At 47.6% G+C, this 20,328-nt stretch carries 21 protein-coding genes and 2 pseudogenes; 16 read left to right on the top strand and 7 right to left on the bottom strand.

Annotation, left to right across the window (positions count from 1 at the left end):
- Positions 1 to 61: 61 nt before the first annotated feature.
- The 4 genes from NQH49_RS23165 to NQH49_RS23150 all read left to right on the top strand — a co-directional run bounded on the left by NQH49_RS23165 (position 62) and on the right by NQH49_RS23150 (position 3,402).
- Positions 62 to 667, top strand: coding sequence for a TetR/AcrR family transcriptional regulator (locus NQH49_RS23165; protein WP_256699251.1), 606 nt, complete (start codon positions 62 to 64; stop codon positions 665 to 667).
- A 92-nt stretch (positions 668 to 759) separates the two neighbouring features.
- Positions 760 to 1,440 (top strand): type 1 glutamine amidotransferase domain-containing protein, encoded by a 681-nt coding sequence (locus tag NQH49_RS23160; protein WP_256699269.1) that lies wholly within the window; start codon positions 760 to 762, stop codon positions 1,438 to 1,440.
- 71 nt (positions 1,441 to 1,511) lie between these two features.
- Positions 1,512 to 2,642: an alkene reductase gene (locus NQH49_RS23155; RefSeq protein ID WP_256699249.1), complete on the top strand. Its 1,131-nt coding sequence runs from the start codon at positions 1,512 to 1,514 to the stop codon at positions 2,640 to 2,642.
- A gap of 19 nt (positions 2,643 to 2,661) precedes the next feature.
- A complete protein-coding gene (locus NQH49_RS23150) occupies positions 2,662 to 3,402 on the top strand; it encodes an SDR family oxidoreductase (protein WP_256699247.1) in 741 nt (246 codons plus the stop codon).
- Positions 3,403 to 3,557: 155 nt separating this feature from the next.
- Here NQH49_RS23150 and NQH49_RS23145 read toward each other — a convergent pair whose 3' ends face one another.
- The 3 genes and pseudogenes from NQH49_RS23145 to umuD form a co-directional block, all read right to left on the bottom strand.
- Positions 3,558 to 4,730, bottom strand: coding sequence for a cupin domain-containing protein (locus NQH49_RS23145; RefSeq protein ID WP_256699246.1), 1,173 nt, complete (start codon positions 4,728 to 4,730; stop codon positions 3,558 to 3,560).
- Between the two features lie 470 nt (positions 4,731 to 5,200).
- A pseudogene (locus NQH49_RS23140) lies at positions 5,201 to 5,302 on the bottom strand (Y-family DNA polymerase); the annotation flags it as partial.
- A gap of 8 nt (positions 5,303 to 5,310) precedes the next feature.
- On the bottom strand, positions 5,311 to 5,760 hold the full coding sequence (gene umuD, locus NQH49_RS23135) for a translesion error-prone DNA polymerase V autoproteolytic subunit (protein ID WP_176973220.1): 450 nt from the start codon (positions 5,758 to 5,760) through the stop codon (positions 5,311 to 5,313).
- Between the two features lie 1,486 nt (positions 5,761 to 7,246).
- Between umuD and NQH49_RS23125 the strand changes: the two genes are divergently transcribed.
- Positions 7,247 to 7,462, top strand: a complete 216-nt coding sequence (locus tag NQH49_RS23125; protein WP_256699244.1) for a YdgH/BhsA/McbA-like domain containing protein — start codon at positions 7,247 to 7,249, stop codon at positions 7,460 to 7,462.
- A gap of 273 nt (positions 7,463 to 7,735) precedes the next feature.
- Here NQH49_RS23125 and NQH49_RS23120 read toward each other — a convergent pair whose 3' ends face one another.
- The gene (locus NQH49_RS23120) at positions 7,736 to 8,416 is read right to left on the bottom strand and encodes an SOS response-associated peptidase family protein (RefSeq protein ID WP_256699243.1); all 681 of its coding nucleotides are present in this window, start codon (positions 8,414 to 8,416) and stop codon (positions 7,736 to 7,738) included.
- 250 nt (positions 8,417 to 8,666) lie between these two features.
- On the opposite strand from NQH49_RS23120, the gene NQH49_RS23115 reads away from it, so the two are divergent.
- The 5 genes from NQH49_RS23115 to NQH49_RS23095 all read left to right on the top strand — a co-directional run bounded on the left by NQH49_RS23115 (position 8,667) and on the right by NQH49_RS23095 (position 13,947).
- The gene (locus NQH49_RS23115) at positions 8,667 to 9,098 is read left to right on the top strand and encodes a GNAT family N-acetyltransferase (RefSeq protein ID WP_256699242.1); all 432 of its coding nucleotides are present in this window, start codon (positions 8,667 to 8,669) and stop codon (positions 9,096 to 9,098) included.
- A 161-nt stretch (positions 9,099 to 9,259) separates the two neighbouring features.
- Positions 9,260 to 10,240, top strand: coding sequence for a LacI family DNA-binding transcriptional regulator (locus tag NQH49_RS23110; RefSeq protein ID WP_256699241.1), 981 nt, complete (start codon positions 9,260 to 9,262; stop codon positions 10,238 to 10,240).
- Positions 10,241 to 10,366: 126 nt separating this feature from the next.
- Complete coding sequence (locus NQH49_RS23105) at positions 10,367 to 11,176, top strand: inositol monophosphatase family protein (protein WP_256699240.1); 810 nt, start codon at positions 10,367 to 10,369, stop codon at positions 11,174 to 11,176.
- 106 nt (positions 11,177 to 11,282) lie between these two features.
- Positions 11,283 to 12,641 (top strand): MFS transporter, encoded by a 1,359-nt coding sequence (locus tag NQH49_RS23100; RefSeq protein ID WP_256699267.1) that lies wholly within the window; start codon positions 11,283 to 11,285, stop codon positions 12,639 to 12,641.
- 22 nt (positions 12,642 to 12,663) lie between these two features.
- Positions 12,664 to 13,947 carry a histidine-type phosphatase gene (locus NQH49_RS23095; RefSeq protein ID WP_256699239.1) on the top strand — a complete coding sequence of 428 codons (1,284 nt, stop codon included), beginning with the start codon at positions 12,664 to 12,666 and terminating at the stop codon, positions 13,945 to 13,947.
- 248 nt (positions 13,948 to 14,195) lie between these two features.
- On the opposite strand, the gene NQH49_RS23090 is transcribed toward NQH49_RS23095, so the two are convergent.
- The gene (locus tag NQH49_RS23090) at positions 14,196 to 14,663 is read right to left on the bottom strand and encodes a hypothetical protein (RefSeq protein WP_256699238.1); all 468 of its coding nucleotides are present in this window, start codon (positions 14,661 to 14,663) and stop codon (positions 14,196 to 14,198) included.
- A 335-nt stretch (positions 14,664 to 14,998) separates the two neighbouring features.
- Here NQH49_RS23090 and NQH49_RS23085 point away from each other — a divergent pair, with 335 nt between their 5' ends.
- The 4 genes from NQH49_RS23085 (at position 14,999) to NQH49_RS23070 (ending at position 17,681) form a co-directional block, all read left to right on the top strand.
- Positions 14,999 to 15,313 (top strand): hypothetical protein, encoded by a 315-nt coding sequence (locus NQH49_RS23085; RefSeq protein WP_256699237.1) that lies wholly within the window; start codon positions 14,999 to 15,001, stop codon positions 15,311 to 15,313.
- A 77-nt stretch (positions 15,314 to 15,390) separates the two neighbouring features.
- Positions 15,391 to 15,741, top strand: a complete 351-nt coding sequence (locus NQH49_RS23080) for a phosphonate ABC transporter substrate-binding protein (RefSeq protein WP_256699236.1) — start codon at positions 15,391 to 15,393, stop codon at positions 15,739 to 15,741.
- 95 nt (positions 15,742 to 15,836) lie between these two features.
- Entirely contained in the window at positions 15,837 to 16,238 is a 402-nt protein-coding gene (locus NQH49_RS23075; RefSeq protein WP_256699235.1) for a DUF2251 domain-containing protein, read from the top strand.
- 268 nt (positions 16,239 to 16,506) lie between these two features.
- Positions 16,507 to 17,681, top strand: a protein-coding gene (locus NQH49_RS23070; RefSeq protein WP_256699234.1) for an IS3 family transposase whose coding sequence is annotated in 2 segments (ribosomal slippage) — positions 16,507 to 16,765 and positions 16,765 to 17,681 — 1,176 coding nt in all. Because the reading frame shifts where the segments join, the coding sequence is not laid out codon by codon here.
- A 3-nt stretch (positions 17,682 to 17,684) separates the two neighbouring features.
- Here NQH49_RS23070 and NQH49_RS23065 read toward each other — a convergent pair.
- The gene (locus NQH49_RS23065; protein ID WP_256699233.1) at positions 17,685 to 18,080 is read right to left on the bottom strand and encodes a hypothetical protein; all 396 of its coding nucleotides are present in this window, start codon (positions 18,078 to 18,080) and stop codon (positions 17,685 to 17,687) included.
- A gap of 302 nt (positions 18,081 to 18,382) precedes the next feature.
- Between NQH49_RS23065 and NQH49_RS23555 the strand changes: the two are divergent.
- A pseudogene (locus NQH49_RS23555) lies at positions 18,383 to 18,469 on the top strand (integrase); the annotation flags it as partial.
- A gap of 324 nt (positions 18,470 to 18,793) precedes the next feature.
- Here NQH49_RS23555 and NQH49_RS23060 read toward each other — a convergent pair.
- A complete protein-coding gene (locus NQH49_RS23060; protein ID WP_119824584.1) occupies positions 18,794 to 19,417 on the bottom strand; it encodes a TetR/AcrR family transcriptional regulator in 624 nt (207 codons plus the stop codon).
- A 75-nt stretch (positions 19,418 to 19,492) separates the two neighbouring features.
- On the opposite strand from NQH49_RS23060, the gene NQH49_RS23055 reads away from it, so the two are divergent.
- The gene (locus NQH49_RS23055) at positions 19,493 to 20,317 is read left to right on the top strand and encodes an inositol monophosphatase family protein (protein ID WP_256699232.1); all 825 of its coding nucleotides are present in this window, start codon (positions 19,493 to 19,495) and stop codon (positions 20,315 to 20,317) included.
- Positions 20,318 to 20,328: the final 11 nt, after the last annotated feature.

Here is a 20,328-nt window from a genome sequence, read left to right as displayed (position 1 = left end):
AAAATGGAATAGTTTTAGCTTGCCTATAGACGACTGGTCTAGTTCTTGGTAAATTAAACATATGAATACGACAACTCAACTACATAGCAATGAAATCCGCGAGCATATTCTGGCGACAGGCCAGCGTATTATGGCGGGTAAAGGATTTTCTGCGGTCGGATTGAACGAAATACTCAAAGATGCTGGTGTGCCTAAAGGCTCTTTCTATCATTACTTTAGTTCGAAAGAAGCTTTTGGCGCAGACATGCTGGCACACTATTTTGATGATTATCTCGCCGATATCGACAGGACACTGGGCCAGCCAGGTCTCAATATGGCTCAGCGGCTGATGAACTACTGGCAGCAGTGGCGTGAATCTCAGTCGTTCTCTGAGTGTCAAGGGAAGTGCCTTGCCGTGAAATTAGGCGCTGAAGTTGCCGATCTTTCGGACACGATGCGCTTAACGCTAGAGGCAGGCACTTCAGGGATAATCTCGCGTTTGGCGGAAGCGTTAGAAACGGGCGTAGCCGAGGGGTCTCTCACTATTGACGATACACCTCGCACCGTGGCAGAAAGCCTCTACCAGCTTTGGGTCGGTGCAAGCGTCATGGTCAAGATTGTTCGAAATACTGGCCCGTTTGATTCAGCGCTGCTCACGACAAGAAAAATTATTCATATTACCCCCTAGCAAGGGGGTACTCAGTATAGAGCTGTTTCTGTACCCATTTAATATACGACCGGTCTAATCCAACTATCATTTTGAAATGCAGGAGAGTAATGATGAAAATTCTGATGGTCTTAACCTCACACGACAAGCTGGGCGACACCGGCCGCCAAACCGGCTTCTGGCTGGAAGAGCTGGCCGCACCTTACTACGCCTTCGAAGACGCAGGCGCGGAAATTACGCTGGCTTCACCGAAAGGCGGTAACCCGCCGTTAGACCCAAAAAGTAATGAGCCTGACTTCCAGACCGAACAGACCCACCGCTTCGAGGCAGACGCTGAAGCAACAGCACACCTGGCGTCAACGGTTCGCCTCGACAGCGTTTCACAAGCTGATTACGACGCCGTTTTTTATCCGGGTGGTCACGGCCCTCTGTGGGACCTGGCCGAAGATAAACACTCCATCGCCCTTATCGAAGCCTTCCTGGCGGCAAACAAACACGTCGCTCTGGTCTGCCATGCGCCTGGCGTGCTGCGCCACGTCAAAACCCCGGAGGGAAAACCGCTGGTAGAAGGCCGTAAGGTCACCGGTTTTACGAACAGCGAAGAGGAAGCCGTGGGCCTGACGCAGATTGTGCCTTTCCTGGTAGAAGATGAGCTGATTGCCAAAGGCGGGATTTACTCGAAAGGGGCGGACTGGAGTTCTTATGTGGTCAGCGATGGCTTGCTCATCACCGGGCAAAACCCAACGTCCTCGGCAGCAGCAGCAGCCCAGCTGATTAAGCTGCTGGGTGCATAACTGTTGACGAAGTGAAGGTGACAGGATGCCCACCCGTCACCTCTTACGATGATCACTCATGGAAAATCCTTATGAATCATAAAGCCTTATTCGAGCCAACTCAGCTTGGTCCTTATACCCTTAAAAATCGCATTGTATTCCCCCCACTGACGCGCCAAAGAAGTGAACAACCAGGTAATGTGCCCACCGACCTCATGGCCGAATATTACCGTCAACGCGCGGGTGCAGGTTTCATGATCACGGAAGGTACTCAGATTGAGCCTCGTGGACAAGGTTATGCCTGGACACCGGGAATTTATACTGAGCAACACATTGAGGGTTGGAAAAAAGTGACCCGCGCGGTCCATGCCGAAGGGGGGATTATTTTTGCACAACTTTGGCATGTGGGACGCGTTTCTCATTCCGCACTGCAACCAGAAGAAAGTGCCCCCGTGGCTCCTTCAGCGATTCAGGCTGAACAAGCAAAGGCTTTTATTGAGACAGGGCCGGGTACGGGCACGTTGGTTGCCCCTTCAATTCCTCGCGAACTGACCCAGTCAGAAATTAAAGACCTCGTGAATTTATATGCCCAGGCGGCGAAAAATGCCATCAGTGCAGGTTTTGACGGGGTCGAGATCCATGCTGCGAATGGTTATTTGGTTAATCAGTTCATTTCAGAGCATGCAAACCAGCGTAAGGATGAATACGGCGGTTCTATTGAAAATCGACTGCGGTTTCTGGATGAAATTGTTCAGGCTATCACTCATGCAATAGGGCCAGACCGTCTGGGCGTCCGCTTCACGCCTTTATTTTCAAGCACAGATGAAGACCGCGTCTATATCGGCCTGGTTGAAAGTGATCCGCATAAGACCTACGTCGAAGCGGTAAAAATCCTGGAAAACGCCGGTGTTGCCTATGTGTCTATAGCCGAAGCCGACTGGGAAAATGCCCCCGACTTACCCGAAGCGTTCCGCCGTGAGATCCGCGCGAAATTTAGTGGACGCATCATCTATGCCGGTCGATACACAGCAGAACGTGGTGCCCGGATGGTTGAGGAGCAGTTGGCCGATCTTATTGCATTTGGTCGTCCATTTATCGCCAACCCTGATCTCCCTGAACGCATAGCGAACGGTTGGGCATTTAACGATCTTAATGCCGCCACGCTGTATGGCGGGACGGGTGAAGGTTTTACTGATTATCCGGTTTACAACGCGCAGCGTTAAAAAATTTAAGGGGCATATCATGAACAATGGAATTGAAAATAAAGTTATTTTAATCACTGGCGGTAATACAGGGATCGGTGCTGAGGTTGCTCGGCTCCTTGCCAGTCGTGGTGCTAAGGTTGCAATCGCAGCACGCAGACAATCAAAAACAGAAGAAATCATTGAGGAAATTACCCGCGCCGGTGGGGATGTCAGAGGTTATTCGCTTGATGTTACTGATAAGCATCAAGTTGAGTCCGTAGTATCAGCCGTTATCAAAGATTTTGGAAGACTTGACGTTCTCATTAACAATGCAGGTCTGATGCCTATCCGCCCGATGTCAGAGGTCAATACTGACGAATGGGACGCCATGATTGATGTCAACTTGAAAGGCACGCTTTATGGTATCGCCGCCGCGTTGCCTCGTTTCCTGGCACAAGAGAGTGGGCATATCATTAATCTGAGTTCAGTCGCAGGTATTAAGGTATTTGCACCCGGCGGTACGGTCTATTCGGGCACAAAATTTGCCGTGAGGGCAATTTCAGAAGGTTTAAGGCAAGAGGTTGGAGATAAGGTCCGCGTCACGTCAATTGAGCCCGGCGCAGTAGAAAGTGATCTGAAATACTCTACATCCGGCACGGCATCAGAAAATGTTTTGGCGTTTTATAAACAAGCTATACCTGCAGCATCTGTTGCCCGTGCAATCGCTTTTGCCATTGAACAACCGGCAGATGTTGATATTAATGAAATTGTTCTACGTCCGACTCGTCAAGAGTTCTGAGACTTAGAAATTAAAGAATATCAGCAGGCCCTGAGTCACGTGCTTTTTTCAGCAATTAAATATGGGGCCGTTATGTGTCAGAAGTGTACAGAGTGTTCTCCCGAACGCTATTACGGCCCTGGATGCGCAGGGCCGTTACACGATTAATAACGATCTTACTTAACAGCACCTTTTGAGATAACTAGCTTCTCTGCAGGCCTGCTTTTCCAGTCGGCTTCATTGTTATTAAAATTGTCTGCCAGCACGTACGCAGGGGTTTTCGCCAGCCAATCTGAAAGTGAAATATCCTGATAGATGCCATTATCAAGAACAACCAAAACTTTAAGATCCTCATCGCCTATATTCTCAATGTAATGTCCATATCCTTGTGGAACATAGCCAACATCAGTGGTCTCATATTCAGCCGTTTCGGCGTGTCCATGCGAGCTGAAAACTGTCATTCGCCCTTTGCCCGAAATATAATATTGCCACTCATTTGCATTTGGATGCCAATGCATCTCTCTTACTGCACCAGGTTTCATTATCTCAATGACACCGGTAATTGTCTGGGAAATAGGGAATTCTTTCGAGGAAACGATATGTACACTACCTTCATCACTTTCGAAAAATGGTGGTTCACTCATCATAGGATAGTGGTGTTTAAGTGGTGAATCATCCCTGCCACCATTATCTCGTGGCAATGGAAGAACGGGGGGAACATGACCGTTCACGATATAAGCTTCACCCTGTTTGGCTTTGGAAAAGATGGAGGCGGGTAAATTTGTACTCTTACTTAATACTTCTTTAGGCGTGTGGGCGATCCAGTCAGTGATGCTAAATGTACCGAACTCGGAGAAATGACCGTTATCAAACGTTAAAATAAAGTGGGCGCCGCCATCTAATGCCTGAATAGAATGGCCGTAGCCTTTAGGAAAATACCAGACGTCACCCTCGCCGAAGTCGGCAACTTCTGACGTTCCTTCTGGATCAATAATGGTGATGCGGGCCTTGCCGGAAATCATGTAAGCCCATTCAGCGGCAATTGCATGCCAATGCAATTCTCTTACGGCTCCGGCCTCCAATGTCATATCTACGCCGGATATGCCTTCGGAAATAGGAAATTGATTAACCGTGGCTTCACGCGCCCACCCACCGGGCAGACTACGCTTTTCACTGTCTGAAAATTTGTATTTATAGACGCTTTTAGCATTATTATCCGGCTTATAAGTGGTAGGCGGAACTATATTACGATGATCACCTGCCACTGCGTTGTTAATAGCGGCACCAGTTAGACCAATGGTTGCTGCCCCGGCGGCAGACATTTTTAACATATCACGACGTGTTAACATTGAGGTTCTCCTTAAAAATTAAGAATAGTCCCGCTCGTCTAAGTTGGTGATGAATTGTTTATTACTTAATGTTTTAATGTTACAAAATAGCAATGATTATAAACAATATTTAAACGATTTTTAATCGTCTTTCTAAATGGATGGTTTGTTTTACTTTCGTTTAATTTTGATGATTTATTTTCACCGTATTTACTTTCAAACTCTGATTGTTGAACTCTCATCAAGAGCAAGTGAAGAGTTGTCGCGTTAATAAAAAAGAGTGATTCTTCTTTATGGGCACCAGTCATCTCGCTTGGTTTCAAATAATATACTCGCATTTGTCCTGTGCATTTCTCTTCTGTCCAATATTCCCTGGTAGCTTTAGTCAGTGTTAATGAGTTGCTGTTAGTCGGAATGATATTCTGTTACCCACCATCAAGAATAAAATTATCTTAACAGAATAGAATTAACTAACATTTCTCACCACTCAGATCATTATTACTAAGAACGACAACGGGTTTACCGCGTAAGTCTGGACGAAAGAGAGCCTCGCAGCTGGCATAAAATGAGTTAACATCCGCCAATCCAAACATTGGCATGTTTACCTCCTACGGGCTCTTGTGCTGCTAAAAAACCAGGTAACAACGCCAAGAAGCTGTAGTTCATCTGGATAGATCGCGGAGTAAGCCGGATTCATCGGCAATAGTGCCAGGCGAGGGTGTAACTGCAAACGCTTAACAGTGAACTCTCCAGCGACTTCGGCAATAACGATATCGTTATGGTTAGCTTCTTCAGCGCGATCGACAACCATGACGTCGCCATCAAATAATCCAAGCTCCTCCATACTGCTGCCACTGGCACGTACAAAGAAAGTGGAAGCACGCCGACGTATACATAACTCATTGAGATCGAGTTCCGACTCAACATAGTCCTGAGCAGGGGAGGGAAATCCTGCTGAACAAGCGTCAGCAAACAAGGGGATTTTCAGCGGTGGACTATAGTTTGGTGCCCAGAGAAACGTTAATCCGCTCGCGTAAGTGGCCGGTTTCATCGCTCGGCACTCCGATATAAAGTCCTAAAAATCATTGCTGTTGTGTGCTTGTCGTACATAAAAGGCCCTCCCAAATAACACTGTTTATATGTACAGTATTAAGGATGGGAGTTTATCTGGCAAGAGGAGTGATGCGGTAGAAAGTCTGATGAGTACGCAGATCGCTGATGGTAGTGATCTTTTTTTTTACATTTCGATACGTGGTATCTGCTTGGCCAATGATTATCTCCTATAAATTAGGCTAGACCGTGACCGTTCTAAGGAACAGCGCAGTAGGATCAGGAAAGTATCCGGAGTTAAAAAGTCTATTTTTTAAAGGGTGGTGAGCAATTGCGGGACACACGAATCGGGGCAGGGGAGTAGCAGCCAACGAGAAATCGGCGCTGTTCGGTTTCGTGACCTCCGGCAGGAAGGGCAGGCTACAGAACATGCCTTCGCAACAGGGGCGGCTTTCGTCGCACTCACTATAGGTTTGATGGTGGCAGTTGATTTTCTTTTCCTGAAATAATCGTCTAAGTACAAAACCACCTTTGTGTGTTCTTGTGATGCCTCCCTTACGCAGATCCTGCTGCGGGCGTACCCTGATGGAATATTAGCGTCCAGACATCTTCTGATGAGCGAACCCAGCATGACGCGCGTAGTGAAGCTTTGGCGCCGTTACTCTCAAATGTTCTGTAGTGCAGTATCGCGCTGCACTCTGTCGTGGTTATGAGCTGAAAGTCATCGCTGATAATGATAGGGGCAACTCTTTCCTGGACTAACGATGCTAACGTCTCAGCACGATTAACCGATATTCCCGAGCGTGTGATTTCACAAAAATCAGGATGAAGTCGTTGTTCTAACCAGTTGCGATCATGACGTTTCTCACCATGAAGGCTGCATTCCAGGGCTTTCAGCTTATCCAGTAGCATTTTCTCATCCTCTTAGCTTTAAATCTAAACCGTCTAGCTTGGAAACTTTTCATCATCAGTGCTCAGCATCAGTGCGATTGATGTGAAGGATGATGCCCACCATAGAGTTGAGTTCATTCTCAGGATAGTGTTCGCGCATACCCATTAACAGTACATCATCAGTCCATTCGCTCTGTTTATCTTGATATGTGGCGACTGATGATAACGACATGCTTTTAACTTCAGTCACTATTACCAAAGCCGTCTAGGAGCTGTCTGAGGCATTTACGTGAAGCATTGGGCCAGGGATAATTCCTTGTCATGCCATCTTATGGTACGAGATTTCAATCCTGATCGAACGTCAGAAAGCAGGCGTGGAACGAGTGGAGGGCTCTGCATCAATCCTCGGTCAATGATCTGTGTGGGTCACTCATTGTAGTGCTTTGAGACGTATTTATAAGTTATGCCTATCAGCGCGATAGTTAGCACGATCACAATATCAGCATTTATTGTTAATATTGCAATGATAACAATGGTTATTATTATCCCATCGAAAGCGAACAAGCTTTCAACCATACACACTAAGGAATATGACCATGAAAACTATCAAAGCAATGTCTATCGCCGCTGTAGCCGCTCTTTCACTGATGTCAGCAGCGAGCTTCGCGCAAAGGGTTACAGCTACTTCCCTGACACTTGATGGTGCTGAAGCGAAAATCGCTGCACAGGCTCAGCAGCAGGGTCAGCAGTACAAAATTCTTGAAGCCAGCAACGGCAACGTTGTTCACATGACCGCTGAGCTTTATAAATAACAGATGGTCGCAAAAGGAAGTGCCGGAAGAGGTCGCCCTATGGGCGGCCTTTTTCGCATCTTAACTAGCTTAAATGTCTTACTAAGCGTTATAGCCGGAATATGACAACCTCAGGATTCGTGACATAAAATAAGAATGTTGAATCGTGTAAAGTTCAAAGGGCTTATAAAACTCAAGCTGAGTGTTAAGCAACCCGTTTAATCTGTTGAAGTAATGGCATTTTAACACTCCAACGACTCCCAATCTTCACAGCAGCAGCGCGTTATTCGCCACTTAAAACACTGTATCGTCAGTTTTCTGGATAAGCTCCTTTCCCTGATTTTTGGGGCTGCCGACTTTGGCGGTCACAGGGTGCCATAGGAAACTGTTTTCAGGCAGGGCTGCCTTTTTTGCAATCAACTCTGCTTCTTTGGAAGAAGTGTCCGAGCTTAACCATTCTCTGACGGCATCAGCAGTAAGCACCAGAGGTCTTCGGTCATGAATATCCACCATGCCCTCATTACTTGAGGCGGTTACGATCAGAAATCCTTCATGGCCGTGCGGGTTATCAAAGGGATCTTTACCGATGGCAGCGAAGAACAGGGGCTCATGGCTTTTGTGGTGAATAAAATAGGGCTGCTTTTTGTTTCCGCTTCGTTTCCATTCATACCAGCCATCGGCTGGTACCACCGCGCGACCGTGATTCCACAGCGGTTTAAACATCCGGCTCGAGGCCGCGGTTTCTACGCGGGCGTTGATTAATGGCTGTTTATCCCACCACTCAGGACCATATCCCCAGTATACAGGATCGAGTTTGAGCTCACCGTCGCGCTCGTTAATCAGCAGTACATTAGTGCCAGGCGCTACGTTGTAACGCCCTATGGATTCTGGGTCATGGATGTAATCGCTATCGTCGACCCCTAGCGCGTCAAAGTAGGTATCGCGACTACTGTACTGAGCAAATCTTCCACACATATTTCGATCCCCCTGTTAGAAGGATAGCCGGTTCCCAGGAGACTTTTGGACGGCATATTTAAATGCGAGAAGTGAATATGAGTCATTGCTTTGCCCACCTAAATGTAAGACGCGGTATTCAACACAGTGTAAAAGCTCATGCAGATGATGAGTATTTTCATGCATATCAATTACGGTTAGGGTAAGTACAGAGGAATGCAGACAATATTTACTATTACGCTCGAACTTTGGAGAGAAACGAATGGGTAGGGTGAGACGGCATCTGGTTGAAACTGATTATGCACAGTGGAAAGCGTTATGGTTGGGCTATCTGGATTTTTACGTCAGCGAAGTCTCAGAGAAGGTTACCAATACCACCTTCAGGCGATTGCTCTGTGATAACGAACCAATGCACTGTCTGGTGGCGGAAGAGGATGGGAAACTTATCGGGTTTGCTCATTACATCTGTCATCGTAGCACCTGGACCACCGGTGATTACTGTTACCTGCAAGATCTTTATGTGCATAGTGATGTAAGGCTGAAAGGGGCAGGGCTGGCTCTGCTAACCGCCGTTGTTGATGCCGCAAAAACATTGAATTGTTCCAAGGTCTACTGGAAAACCCGCGAGGATAATTACCGCGCCAGAGCGCTTTACGACAAAATCGCTTCAAAGACGAATTTTGTAGAGTACCGTGCCGACTGACCATGAATTATTTCGGCACCAGTCTCCGGTGTCAGTGGCAATTGTTAGTTGTGAATTCAGGCGAGCATAAGCATGATCGGAACTTCACGAAAAATATTGGGGATGGAATTCTGTTATAACGGTGTAATTAGTGAACGTGGATCGTAATGTGAGTTGGGCTAATGAGCGATAAAGGGAAAAACTGGGTTAAGGCTGAGGACGTTGCGCGTCTTGCTGGTGTATCACGCTCCGCGGTATCCCGAACATTTACGCCCGGCGCATCTGTTGCTGAAAAAACACGTGTGAAAGTGATGCAGGCTGCGGAGCAGTTGGGGTATCAGGTCAATATTATCGCCCGTACCATGAACACCGGCAGCAGTAATTTCATTGGCATCGTTACCGCTGGCTTTGACAATCCCTTTCGCAGCAAACTCCTTTCTCCACTGGTGCATCAGCTGGCACTGCATGGTTTTATGCCATTATTAATGAATGCTGATGATCCTGAACAGCTGGCGCCCTCACTTAAACAATTGCTGAGTTATCACGTTGCGGGTGTGATCATCACCTCTGGTGCACCTCCGCTGTCATTGGCGGAGGAGTATCTGGAAAGAAAGATTCCCGTTACGCTGATTAACCGCCATGCCGAACTCAACGGATGTGACCGGGTCGCCAGTGATAATGAGCAGGGAATGAATTTGACGGCAGAGTATTGCCGCAAGCGTGGGTGGAACAATATCGGTTTTATTGGAGAGGACGAATCGAATTACAGTACTCGTGAAAGATTTCATGCATTAACCGCAAGTGCGCCGGATTTGAATCTTTCACCCATTTTTGTACCCGGGGGTGGCTATGAGGCGGGACGTTTAGCCGCGATTACCCTGCGCGATTGCCAGGTGCTGATCTGCGCCACGGATATGCTGGCGTTAGGTGCAATAGATGGTCTTCGTTCTTTAACGGGTGATAAAGCTCCACCAGCCGTTATTGGGTTTGACGATATTCCTCAGGCTGACTGGGATCCCTATCATTTGACCACCATCCAGCAGGATACAGACGGACTCGCCCAACAGGCAGTGGATCTTCTTGTCACGCGCATTGCCCAATTTGATTTGCCATCACGTCATCGTGCTGTTCCAGTGAAATTAATCATCCGTGAAAGCGCATAATGGAAAATTAGTTTTGTGTGGTTTTGGTCACAGATTAATCTTTCCATTATGCCCAAACTCCTTTCTGCCCCTCGGGGCAAATTTTTTAATACGTAATGCACACGTGTGCATTTTTGAGGAGAGGTCATGTTTACCAGTGAAAACGATTCGTTAATGGCGCGCTACCGCTTCGCCTGCAGTCTTGCCGAGTCTGGAGGGAAACTGGCATACGAGTTTTATCAGCAGCGCGAAAGCCTGCAGACGGATCACAAGGGAAGTGACTTACAGGACGTCGTCAGTCGTGCAGATCGTGAGGTGGAGTCCTTTGTAAAATCACGCATTGCACAAGCATTTCCAGATGATGGTTTTCTCGGGGAGGAGAGTGGCAGCACCGACTGTGACAAGCGGGTGTTGTGGGTAGTGGACCCCATTGATGGCACCAGTGCTTTCCTGAATGGGCTGCATACATGGTGCTTGTCCCTGGCAATTGTGGCTGACGGCGAACCGGTGATTGGGGTGGTTTATGACCCTAATCATCATGAGCTGTTTCATGCGTGTAAGGGGCAGGGTGCATGGCTGAATGATCTGCGCATCGAACCCCATGCAGCGGCAACCGTTGTCGGCGGTGTCATGGGAGTCGGTACATCCCATCGCGTATCGTCGGGCGATTTCCTGCCGTTTCTTGATGAGCTTCTACAGCATGGCGGCATGTTTGTGCGAAATGGCTCCGGTGCATTGATGAGCGCCTGGGCTGCCGCAGGCAGGCTGATTGGTTATTACGAACCCCATATGAATCCCTGGGATGGATTACCGGGGATCGTGTTGATGCGCGAAGCGGGAGGAGCCACCAACAATTATCTGGCTGATGGAGGGCTGGATCGCGGCAACCCGGTATTACTGGCAAGTAAAACGCTCTACTCACAATTACAACAATGGGTTAAACAACCCTTACTCTAACCTGCACGGGCATGGCAACTGATTCTGTTCCCTACAAAATATGGATCTGAGTATTACGGATGATAAAAAGCAATCAGTAGCGCCTCCGCCTTTTGGAGACAAGATGATGTCTGGATTACTCAACTTTTTTCGCGCCAGCCCAGAGAAACACGCTGGCGTCCTTGACGAAAAACGCTTCCGTTTCGTGCGATGGCAAACGTTTCTAGCTATGACCCTGGCCTACGTTACGTTTTACATTTGCCGTCTTTCCTTCACGGTTGCTAAAAGCGCGCTAGTGGATTTGGGGATTTCTCCTTCTGAGCTGGGGATGATTGGCTCCGCGCTGTTCTTCAGTTATGCCATAGGCAAACTGGTAAACGGGTTCCTTGCCGATCACGCTAACGTGGTGCGCTTTATGAGTTTAGGCCTGCTGATAAGTGCGGGTATGAACTTGATGATGGGGATGACCACGAATGCGATGCTGCTCGCCATCTTCTGGGGTATCAATGGCTGGGCACAATCCATGGGTGTCGGTCCCTGCGCCGTATCACTGGCGCGCTGGTACGGCACCAAAGAGCGTGGCACCTTTTACTCTATCTGGTCTACCGCGCACAACATTGGGGAAGCCATGACCTACATGGTGATAGCCGCTGTTATCGCCGGGTATGGATGGCATATGGGTTATCTCTCTACGGCTGCACTTGGCGCCGCGGGTGTGGTGATCATGTTGCTGTTTATGCGCGATTCCCCGCAAAGCAGCGGATTCCCGTCAATCCATGAAATCAGTCATGAACCGATGGAAGAGGAGGAGGCAAAAAGCTCCATCCTGAAGAACCAGTTGCAGGCATTACGTAATCCAGCACTGTGGACGCTGGCTCTGGCTTCTGCGTTTATGTACATCGATCGATATGGCGTGAACTCCTGGGGCATTTTCTTTCTGCAGCAGGGCAAGGGGTACACCACCGTAGAAGCATCGGCCATCATTGGTGTAAATGCTATCGCCGGTATCATTGGTACGATTCTGGCCGGGGTATTATCGGATCGATTTTTTGCCCGTAATCGCAGCATCATGGCGGGATTTATCAGCATTCTTAATACCGGTGGATTTGCGCTGATGCTGTGGTCTCCACAAAGTTATTACACCGATATTCTTTCGATGATCATCTTCGGCGCAACCATTGGCGCACTGACCTGTTTTCTGGGTGGTTTGCTTGCGGTGGACATTTCATCACGCAAGGCGGCGGGGGCGGCACTGGGAACCATCGGTATTGTCAGTTATGCCGGCGCCGGTTTCGGCGAATTTCTAACCGGTATAATCATTGATAAAACGTCAGTGATTGAAAGCGGTAAAAAGATCTACGATTTTCACACGTTGTCCCTGTTCTGGGTGGCAGCCGGTATCGTCTCCGCGTTGTTGTGTTTTGTTACCGCTGTTATGGTGGCGAGACGTAATGCCAGTGAGCACCGCACCCTCTATTCCTCTTAATTAATGCCATAAGGAAGACACTATGATGCCACGCAGACATCAGGTTGCTGCACGCCTGTTTATCGCAGGAGCGCTTTGGTTAGGTATTTCGCAGGCTCATGCGCAAGCACAATATCAGCTGGAGAAAGTGGTGGAACTGAGCCGGCACGGTATCCGTCCGCCAACGCCAGGTAACAGGAAGGATATCGAGGCCGCTACGCATCGTGCCTGGACAACCTGGACCACTGCCGACGGGGAGCTGACCGGGCACGGATACGCGGCGGTTGCCAATAAAGGCCGCTGGGAAGGTGATCATTATCGACAGTTAGGATTGCTGACTAACGGTTGTCCTCAGCCGCAGGATATCTATGTTCGCGCCAGCCCACTGCAGCGCACACGTGCGACAGCCCAAGCACTGGTAGATGGTGCCTTTCCCGGCTGCGGTGTTGAAATTCATCGGGTAAAGGGTGAAGACGACCCACTGTTTCAGACTGAAGCCTTCCCTGAAACAAACACTGATCCCGCTAAACAGCTTGCGGCAGTTAACGCTACTGCAGGTGACTTAGCTGCACGTCAGCAGGCGTTACAACCTGCAGTTCAGGCGCTTCGAAACGCAGTCTGCACTCCTGATGCTGACTGTTCGTTCTTTGAAAAACAATGGCAGATTAAACAGAGCAAAAGCGGTAAAGCCTATGTTGATGGCCTGAGTGTGCTGGCAAATATGGTGGAAACTCTGCGCCTTGGCTGGAATGAAAATCTGCCGCTAAGCCAGCTGGCTTGGGGAAATATCACGACAGCATCTCAAATCACCGCGGTATTGCCGCTGCTGACCGCTAATTACGATCTCAGTAACGATGTGCTTTATACCGCTCAAAAGCGTGGCTCAATCCTCCTTAATGCGATGTTGCAGGGGGCTGAACAGGGCGTCGGTAAAACTACAGGGCCTACACCCGATACCCGTTGGTTACTGCTGGTGGCACATGACACCAATATTGCCATGGTGCGCACGCTGATGAACTTTAGCTGGACGCTGTCGGGCTATACGCGTGGCAACATTCCGCCGGGAAGCAGTCTGGTATTCGAACGCTGGCGTGATACGCGTAGTGGTGAGCGATTCCTGCATGTCTATTTCCAGGGACAAAGTCTGGATGACCTGCGAAATCTTCAGGTGATAAACCAACAACATCCGCTTTTACGTGAAGAGTGGCGTCAGAATGATTGTCGCGTCACAGAAGTAGGCACGCTGTGTCCTATGAACAGCGCACTGCATGCGCTGGGCAGAAATCTGGACAGAAGTGCAATAACGCCGGTGAGTTACGATAAGTGAATATGTAGACCTTAAAAGCAGGCGATTAAGCCTGCTTTTCACCACCAATGTGCGGGACGCTGCAGGCATCGCTGCTCTTAGTAACCTCGCTACCTGCCAGGCTTCAATGATCACCATGACGCAACTGGCCGCTCACTCGTGAATTATCACGCGACTGTATGCGCTGCCTGACACATACTCAGCGTTAGCTTGGTTAATAACGGTGTTCTATTGGAATCCGTGGCGTCCACAATGAGTAGTCATTATTCTCAGGCAGCAGATTTTAAGCATGGCCTGATGGGATCGATAATTCGTCTATTGAGTAACTTTTGCAGAGCGATCTGCGTTCTTGCCCAGTCAGTGGCGTGTTCAGCGGTAATTTGCTCGCCGGTGTAATAATTAACCATAATTCCGCCAGCCAGTTTAGCAAGGCAACTGGCTGTGGCTACAGCGGATATCCACTCACGTTCATTACTGCCAGTTGATAGTAAAATGACTGTATCTGGAGTGAAGGAAGCTTCTACTTCTTCAAGCTCATCTTCATCGATGGGTCTGACATGATATTCGAAACCAGCGGGGGAGCCATCAACAGGGCACAGTAGAAAACCACCGTAGGTGAGTGGGTCGAACTCATCATCAAGCACACAGGGAAACCCTTCCTGAATAATGGCATTCCTCAGAACATCAGTCGGTGGGTAACTTTCCTTTTGAATGTAGATGCCAATATCACGTGACATAACTGACTCCTTGCTGAAAATGTATTTCGCCACCTGCAAGTGCAGCAGCTCACTGCGTTCGTAATATCTCATTAATCCCTTTGGATAACAGGCAGAGTATCGAACCTATTTGGTAAACACCACGTTATACGTTCAATCAAACATGGCGAATATTCACAGTTAACATGTGAATCGTCTGGTGCTTAGAACTGACCCATTTTATCTAAGGGAACGCAAAATAGGGCACTGCACTCTGATAGCTGGTGGCTCCGTTAAGAAGCAAGCTCAAAACTCATAAGGTTGCAGATGATATTGATATTAATTATCATTTGGGTGTCAATGTGAAAGGAGCGCACATGAAATTTTGGTGGTCGAAGAGAGATATCCCCGAGTTTGAAGGTCTGCCTCGATCCATCTGGCAACAGAACTACCGTGATGCGCATCGCAGAGCTCGCTCTCATCTACAGTACTGGCTCAACACCTTCTTTTATTTTGCCGCAGTGGTCATCCAGTTCGTGGTTTTCGACTGGTTGTTTCCAAGTGACAACACTTTCTTATATGCCATGCTCCGGGCAATGATCATCATTCCGCCGGCTTTCTTCGTGTGGCAGCATTTTACCATCCGCCTGATGTCGCAGACATTACCGTCATGTTTTACTGAAGGGCGATGAGAGGTGAGCTTCTGGCAACTTAAAACCCCGAAGCAATCTTTGTTGTCTATTGGCCCTGACTAAACAAGGAAAGTTTGATGTCGCTTTTCATTAAAATAGTTGTCGGCATTGTCGCATTCTTTGCTTTGCTGTTGGCGGCGTTATATTTAGAACAGCAACAAATACATCGGGCCGATCTTAAGGCTTGCAGTACATTGACGCCCCAGCAGGTGAGAGATGCGGTTATTTCAGATGTCACCCGGCGGGATAGTCGTGGTTTTAGCCGATTCCAACTTAAACCAGAAAACGTGTATGTCGGGTTGGATGATATCCAGATTGGTGCCGGTAGCGCTTTTGCGCCATTCCGCATTTCAGCCGAACCTGATAGAGAACACTTTGCGATGATGGGTTGTTCCGATCTGGATAGAATCGAATATGCAAAAAACTAATATCGCATCTTGGTAATGATGAGTTATTTGGGATTACAAGCTTCACCACGCAATTCATCGTGAGTAAGCGGTGAAAAGTTAAACAAGGAGAGATAATGACAATATTAGTTACCGCTCATGGCGAAATGACTATCGGTGAAGCGAACACGCTTGAAAGCACGGCACCAGATGGCGTGTTGGCTGCAGTATTTGAAGACGACGGTGAAACGGGCTACTTCTATGCCATAGACGAGTCTGCAGCAGGAAATCCCATTAGAGATGCGCTGCATATCTACAATATTGAAGACATTGCCGATCGGCATAAACCTTGTGATGTAAAAGTTGGCTGGTCAGAAGACAATAAGAAATGTGTGTTGCTGATCAATGGCTATCCTCACGGTGTTTTCGATTTTCAGAATAAAAATGGTTACTGTCGGACAGGATTTCCACCAGCCGTAAACGCTGAATGGTCGGTTGCAGGGCATGAGTGGGACTATAGGGTGGATGAGTTTTTCTGATAAAAGCAATATGTTTTGAAGGTACCATCGAGCACCCTAATGCGTATCGGATTTGAAAATTTTTGCATGACATCAATAAACGGTATCGCAGAGGAAAATGAAAAAAAGATAACATGAAGGTCATTTCACAGATCTAACGTAACGCCTCAATAGACTAAACGTTTAAGGCCATTCAGGTTCTTATGACAATCCTTATGTAGTGGCACACTGAATTTGGCCACCTGAATAGAGGTGATATCATTACCTCATAGTCAAAACAGGTGACATTATGACCGGACGTAACAGACGCAATTTTAGCCCCGAATTTCGCCTCGAAGCTGCCCAGCTTGTACTCGATCAGCACTACACCGTTGCCGCCGCTGCCACTGCGATGAATGTCGGCAAATCCACGATGGACAAATGGGTTCGACAACTGAAAGAAGAGCGAGCGGGAAAATCACCCATAGCTTCACCCATGACACCTGAGCAGATTGAGATACGTGAGTTGAAGAAAAGACTTCAACGCGTTGAAATGGAAAGGGATATATTAAAAAAGGCTACCGCGCTCTTGATGTCAGACTCCCTGAACAGTTCTCATTAGTTGAGAAACTCAGGGCGCGGTTTCCTGTTGCCGTTGTGTGCAACGTGTTTGGGGTTCATCGCAGCAGTTATAAATACTGGCGGCAGCCCAGGAAGCCTGACGCCACGAGAGTGGCATTACTGAGCCTTGTGCGTGAAGTTTATCGCGAAAGTAACGGCTCAGCAGGAGCGCGAAGCATTGCCGCGATGGTCACCACCAAAGGTATAAAACTGAGCCGCTGGCGGGCAACAAAGCTGATGAAAGCACTCAATATTATCAGCTGTCAGCAACCTGGCCATCGTTATAAGAAGGCGTCTAAGGAACACATTGAGATCCCTAATTATCTGGATCGCCAGTTTGCTGTTACCGAGCCTAATCAGGCCTGGTGCGGTGATGTGACTTATATCTGGACGGGAAAATGCTGGGCTTATCTGGCTGTAGTACTCGATTTGTTTTCCCGTAAACCGGTTGGCTGGGCGATGTCATTTTTCCCGGATTCTGCATTGACAGCTAAAGCGCTGTCCATGGCCTGGGAAGCGCGAGGAAAGCCGGCTAATTTACTGTATCACTCGGATCAAGGCAGTCACTATACCAGCAGGAATTTCAGGCAGTTACTGTGGAGGTGTCAGATAAAGCAAAGCCTGAGTCGCCGGGGGAATTGCTGGGTTAACAGCCCAATGGAACGGTTCTTCAGAAGCCTGAAAACAGAGTGGGTACCGGATAACGGCTACGTGAATTTTAGCGAAGCCAGCACGGCAATAACGAATTACATCACAGGATATTACAGCCAGCTCAGACCTCATCAATATAATGGTGGTTTGACGCCGAATGAATCAGAACGATTGTTCTGGAAAAACTCTAAAGCCGTGGCCAGTTTTTGTTGACCACTACATACTTCTTCCTTTAGGGTTTTTGTTATCTTTAGGGGCAAAATGAAAATGATATAATCCTTCCCTAAGCACAAGAGTGTCTATATCCTTCCCTTTGTTTCTTAAGGAAGCACCTGGTAAAATGACACCATGCGTCCTAACTCGCTCAGATAAATACGGATTGAGATCATTACCTTTAATGACTTTATCGAGAAACACCTTTATGTCATGATGCATTTTAAAAAAAACATTTAAATCTATGCCCATGGGGTAAAAAGCTATAGTTCTTTTCTTTATGGGAATAGCCCTGATCTTCCAAGTGATATATTTCGAAATGATTTCTCTGGTCGGCATTATTTCAAGTTCTTCGATGGCTACAGGAGTATTAGGAACCTTCGGCAGTTCCTTAATCATTGTTTTCCTGAAACGCTTTATATTCAGCGAATATTCTTCACCCATGTTCAGTATTCTCTATATTTTTAATTGCTCATAGCTAAATATAACAACTTAAATCTAAATGCGGCAAATTTCAATTCATAAACATCTCAATGGTTACAAGCTAGTTAGTCCATTTTTTAGGCTCGTCCGCTTATGGCACAAAGCTGCCCAGTGCTTGGAGCGGATGTCCGCTGTGAGCGAGGAGCAGAAGTTCGCAACTCCAACAACGACATAACTAACATTGGGGTGTCTTAACCAACAGGGAGCAGGTCAGGTGGCCTCATGAATCCATGAATAACTTGACGCCGGAAGAGTATCGGCTAAAGGCTGAAAAACCGGGGATCTCAAAAAGTGTTTGGAAATAAAAGCGGTATGATTACAATATCGGCAGGTGGTTCAAGTCATTGAAAAGATGTTGGTGGTTATATTATCGCCTTTGCTTTATCATCCTCCAAGTAGAGATAACATCGTGCTAAAAGCTGTTTTGACGTTAAGTCGAAACAGTTTTTTTAGTTCAGTGGAAAAGGAAATTAGCCTGATGCAATGGTTTTGCGTGAGAAATAATTAACGTCACACTACGTGTAAGTTAAATGTCTCAAGTGTTATATCAAAAAATTTCTCTCAAACACTAATATAGTGTTTGTATTGGTTTAGTGAATCGATCAAAAAAACTATTCCTGTTCCTTGCCTCAAATGATGCTGAGATAACCCAGAAGAGCAGCCTCTATCCTGTCAATCAACTGTTCTTGTTGATCATCTCCGTGTCGGCCAGCGGCATCGGTAAGTGAACTTATGATGGCCATTATCTCAGAGGCAGCAATGTTTGCTGAGACTTTTCCTGACATAACCCCTACCTGCAAAAATTCGACTAATTCAGCATGCATAGTCGCTTTGGTCCCTGATTTTGGCATTATTGCTGATAGCCGATGCTCCTCAAAATCGAGCAACATTGCCAGTACAGGTCTTCGTAATTGGTAACGAACTGCGACTTCTATTAACTGGCGCAGCGCCTCACCTCGATCATCACGTAGCAGCACCTGTTTTGCTTCTTGCACGAGCTCAGTCATTTCCCGTTCAATAAGTGCAACGGTCACCGCATCCTTTGTCGGGAAGTATTGATAGAGAGAGCCAATACTGACGCCAGCACGCGCTGCGATTGCGTTCGTTGTGTACCCCTCGAGTCCATGTTGTTCGAGAATGTGAGCAGCTCCCTCGATTATTGCCTCGACCGTATGCGTGGAACGTGGTTGAGAGGGCATTTTACGTGGGTTTAAGCGACGAGTGGCTGCGGGTTTAGATTGCGAGTTGTTCATATGAGCTAATGCTCATATTATTTTCGCACTGAGTCAAGCGCAATTCTTTCGCCTCATAAACCGATGAAGGTATCCATGACATCTCTAAATCATTCAGCCGAAAAAAAAGCCAATGACGCGCATTTATTGAGGCTTGTCACTTCAGTCGTGCAGTCAGCCGGCATGGCGTTAAAACAGAGCTTTAGCGCGGACAATCGCCCTAAAGACAGAGAAGATATTGCCAAGAAGATTGCTTCTATCGATGTTATCTCACTCGATATTTTACGAAAGTCACTATCAGTTGCCCTTCCTCACGCTCAATGGGTTGAAGATGAGGAGGGCACTGGTACGTTACCTGCGGGGGAATGGTGGGTTACAGACCCCGTTGAGGGAGCGATAAACTTTATACATGGTTTACAGGACTGGGGGATAACGGTGACGTTGGTTCGAGATAATGAAATAGTTCTGACTGCGGTGCATTTGCCGATGAGTGACGATACTTACACTGCTTTGCGCGGTGAGGGTGCATGGCTTAATGACCGACGCCTGCAGACGTCAACCAAGACCCATTTAAACGCCGCGATGGTTGGCACTGGCCAGGCAATGCCTAATGAGAGCGACGACACATACCGTCGCATGGGAATGTCATTGGTCGCAATGCTGAAAGCTGCGTTGGTGGTACGTGTATCGGTGCCAGCCACGTTACAACTGATTCAGGTTGCTGCGGGCAGTCAGGATATATTTTGGCAATACAGCCAAGTGCGGTCTGGCTTACTGGCCGGTGCATTATTGGTATCTGAAGCCGGTGGGGAAGTCACTGATCTACAGGGTGCACCATGGCATTTGGGCAGCAATAGTTTTCTGGCCAGCACATCATCACTTGTAGAACAAGCAGCTGCGGTTCTCACATCAATTACCTAAAAGTATCACTT

The organism is Pantoea trifolii (assembly GCF_024506435.1).
Classification (GTDB): domain Bacteria; phylum Pseudomonadota; class Gammaproteobacteria; order Enterobacterales; family Enterobacteriaceae; genus Pantoea; species Pantoea trifolii.
The sequence above is the reverse complement of the archived record's forward strand: the minus strand, read 5'-3'. Positions and strand labels throughout refer to the sequence as shown.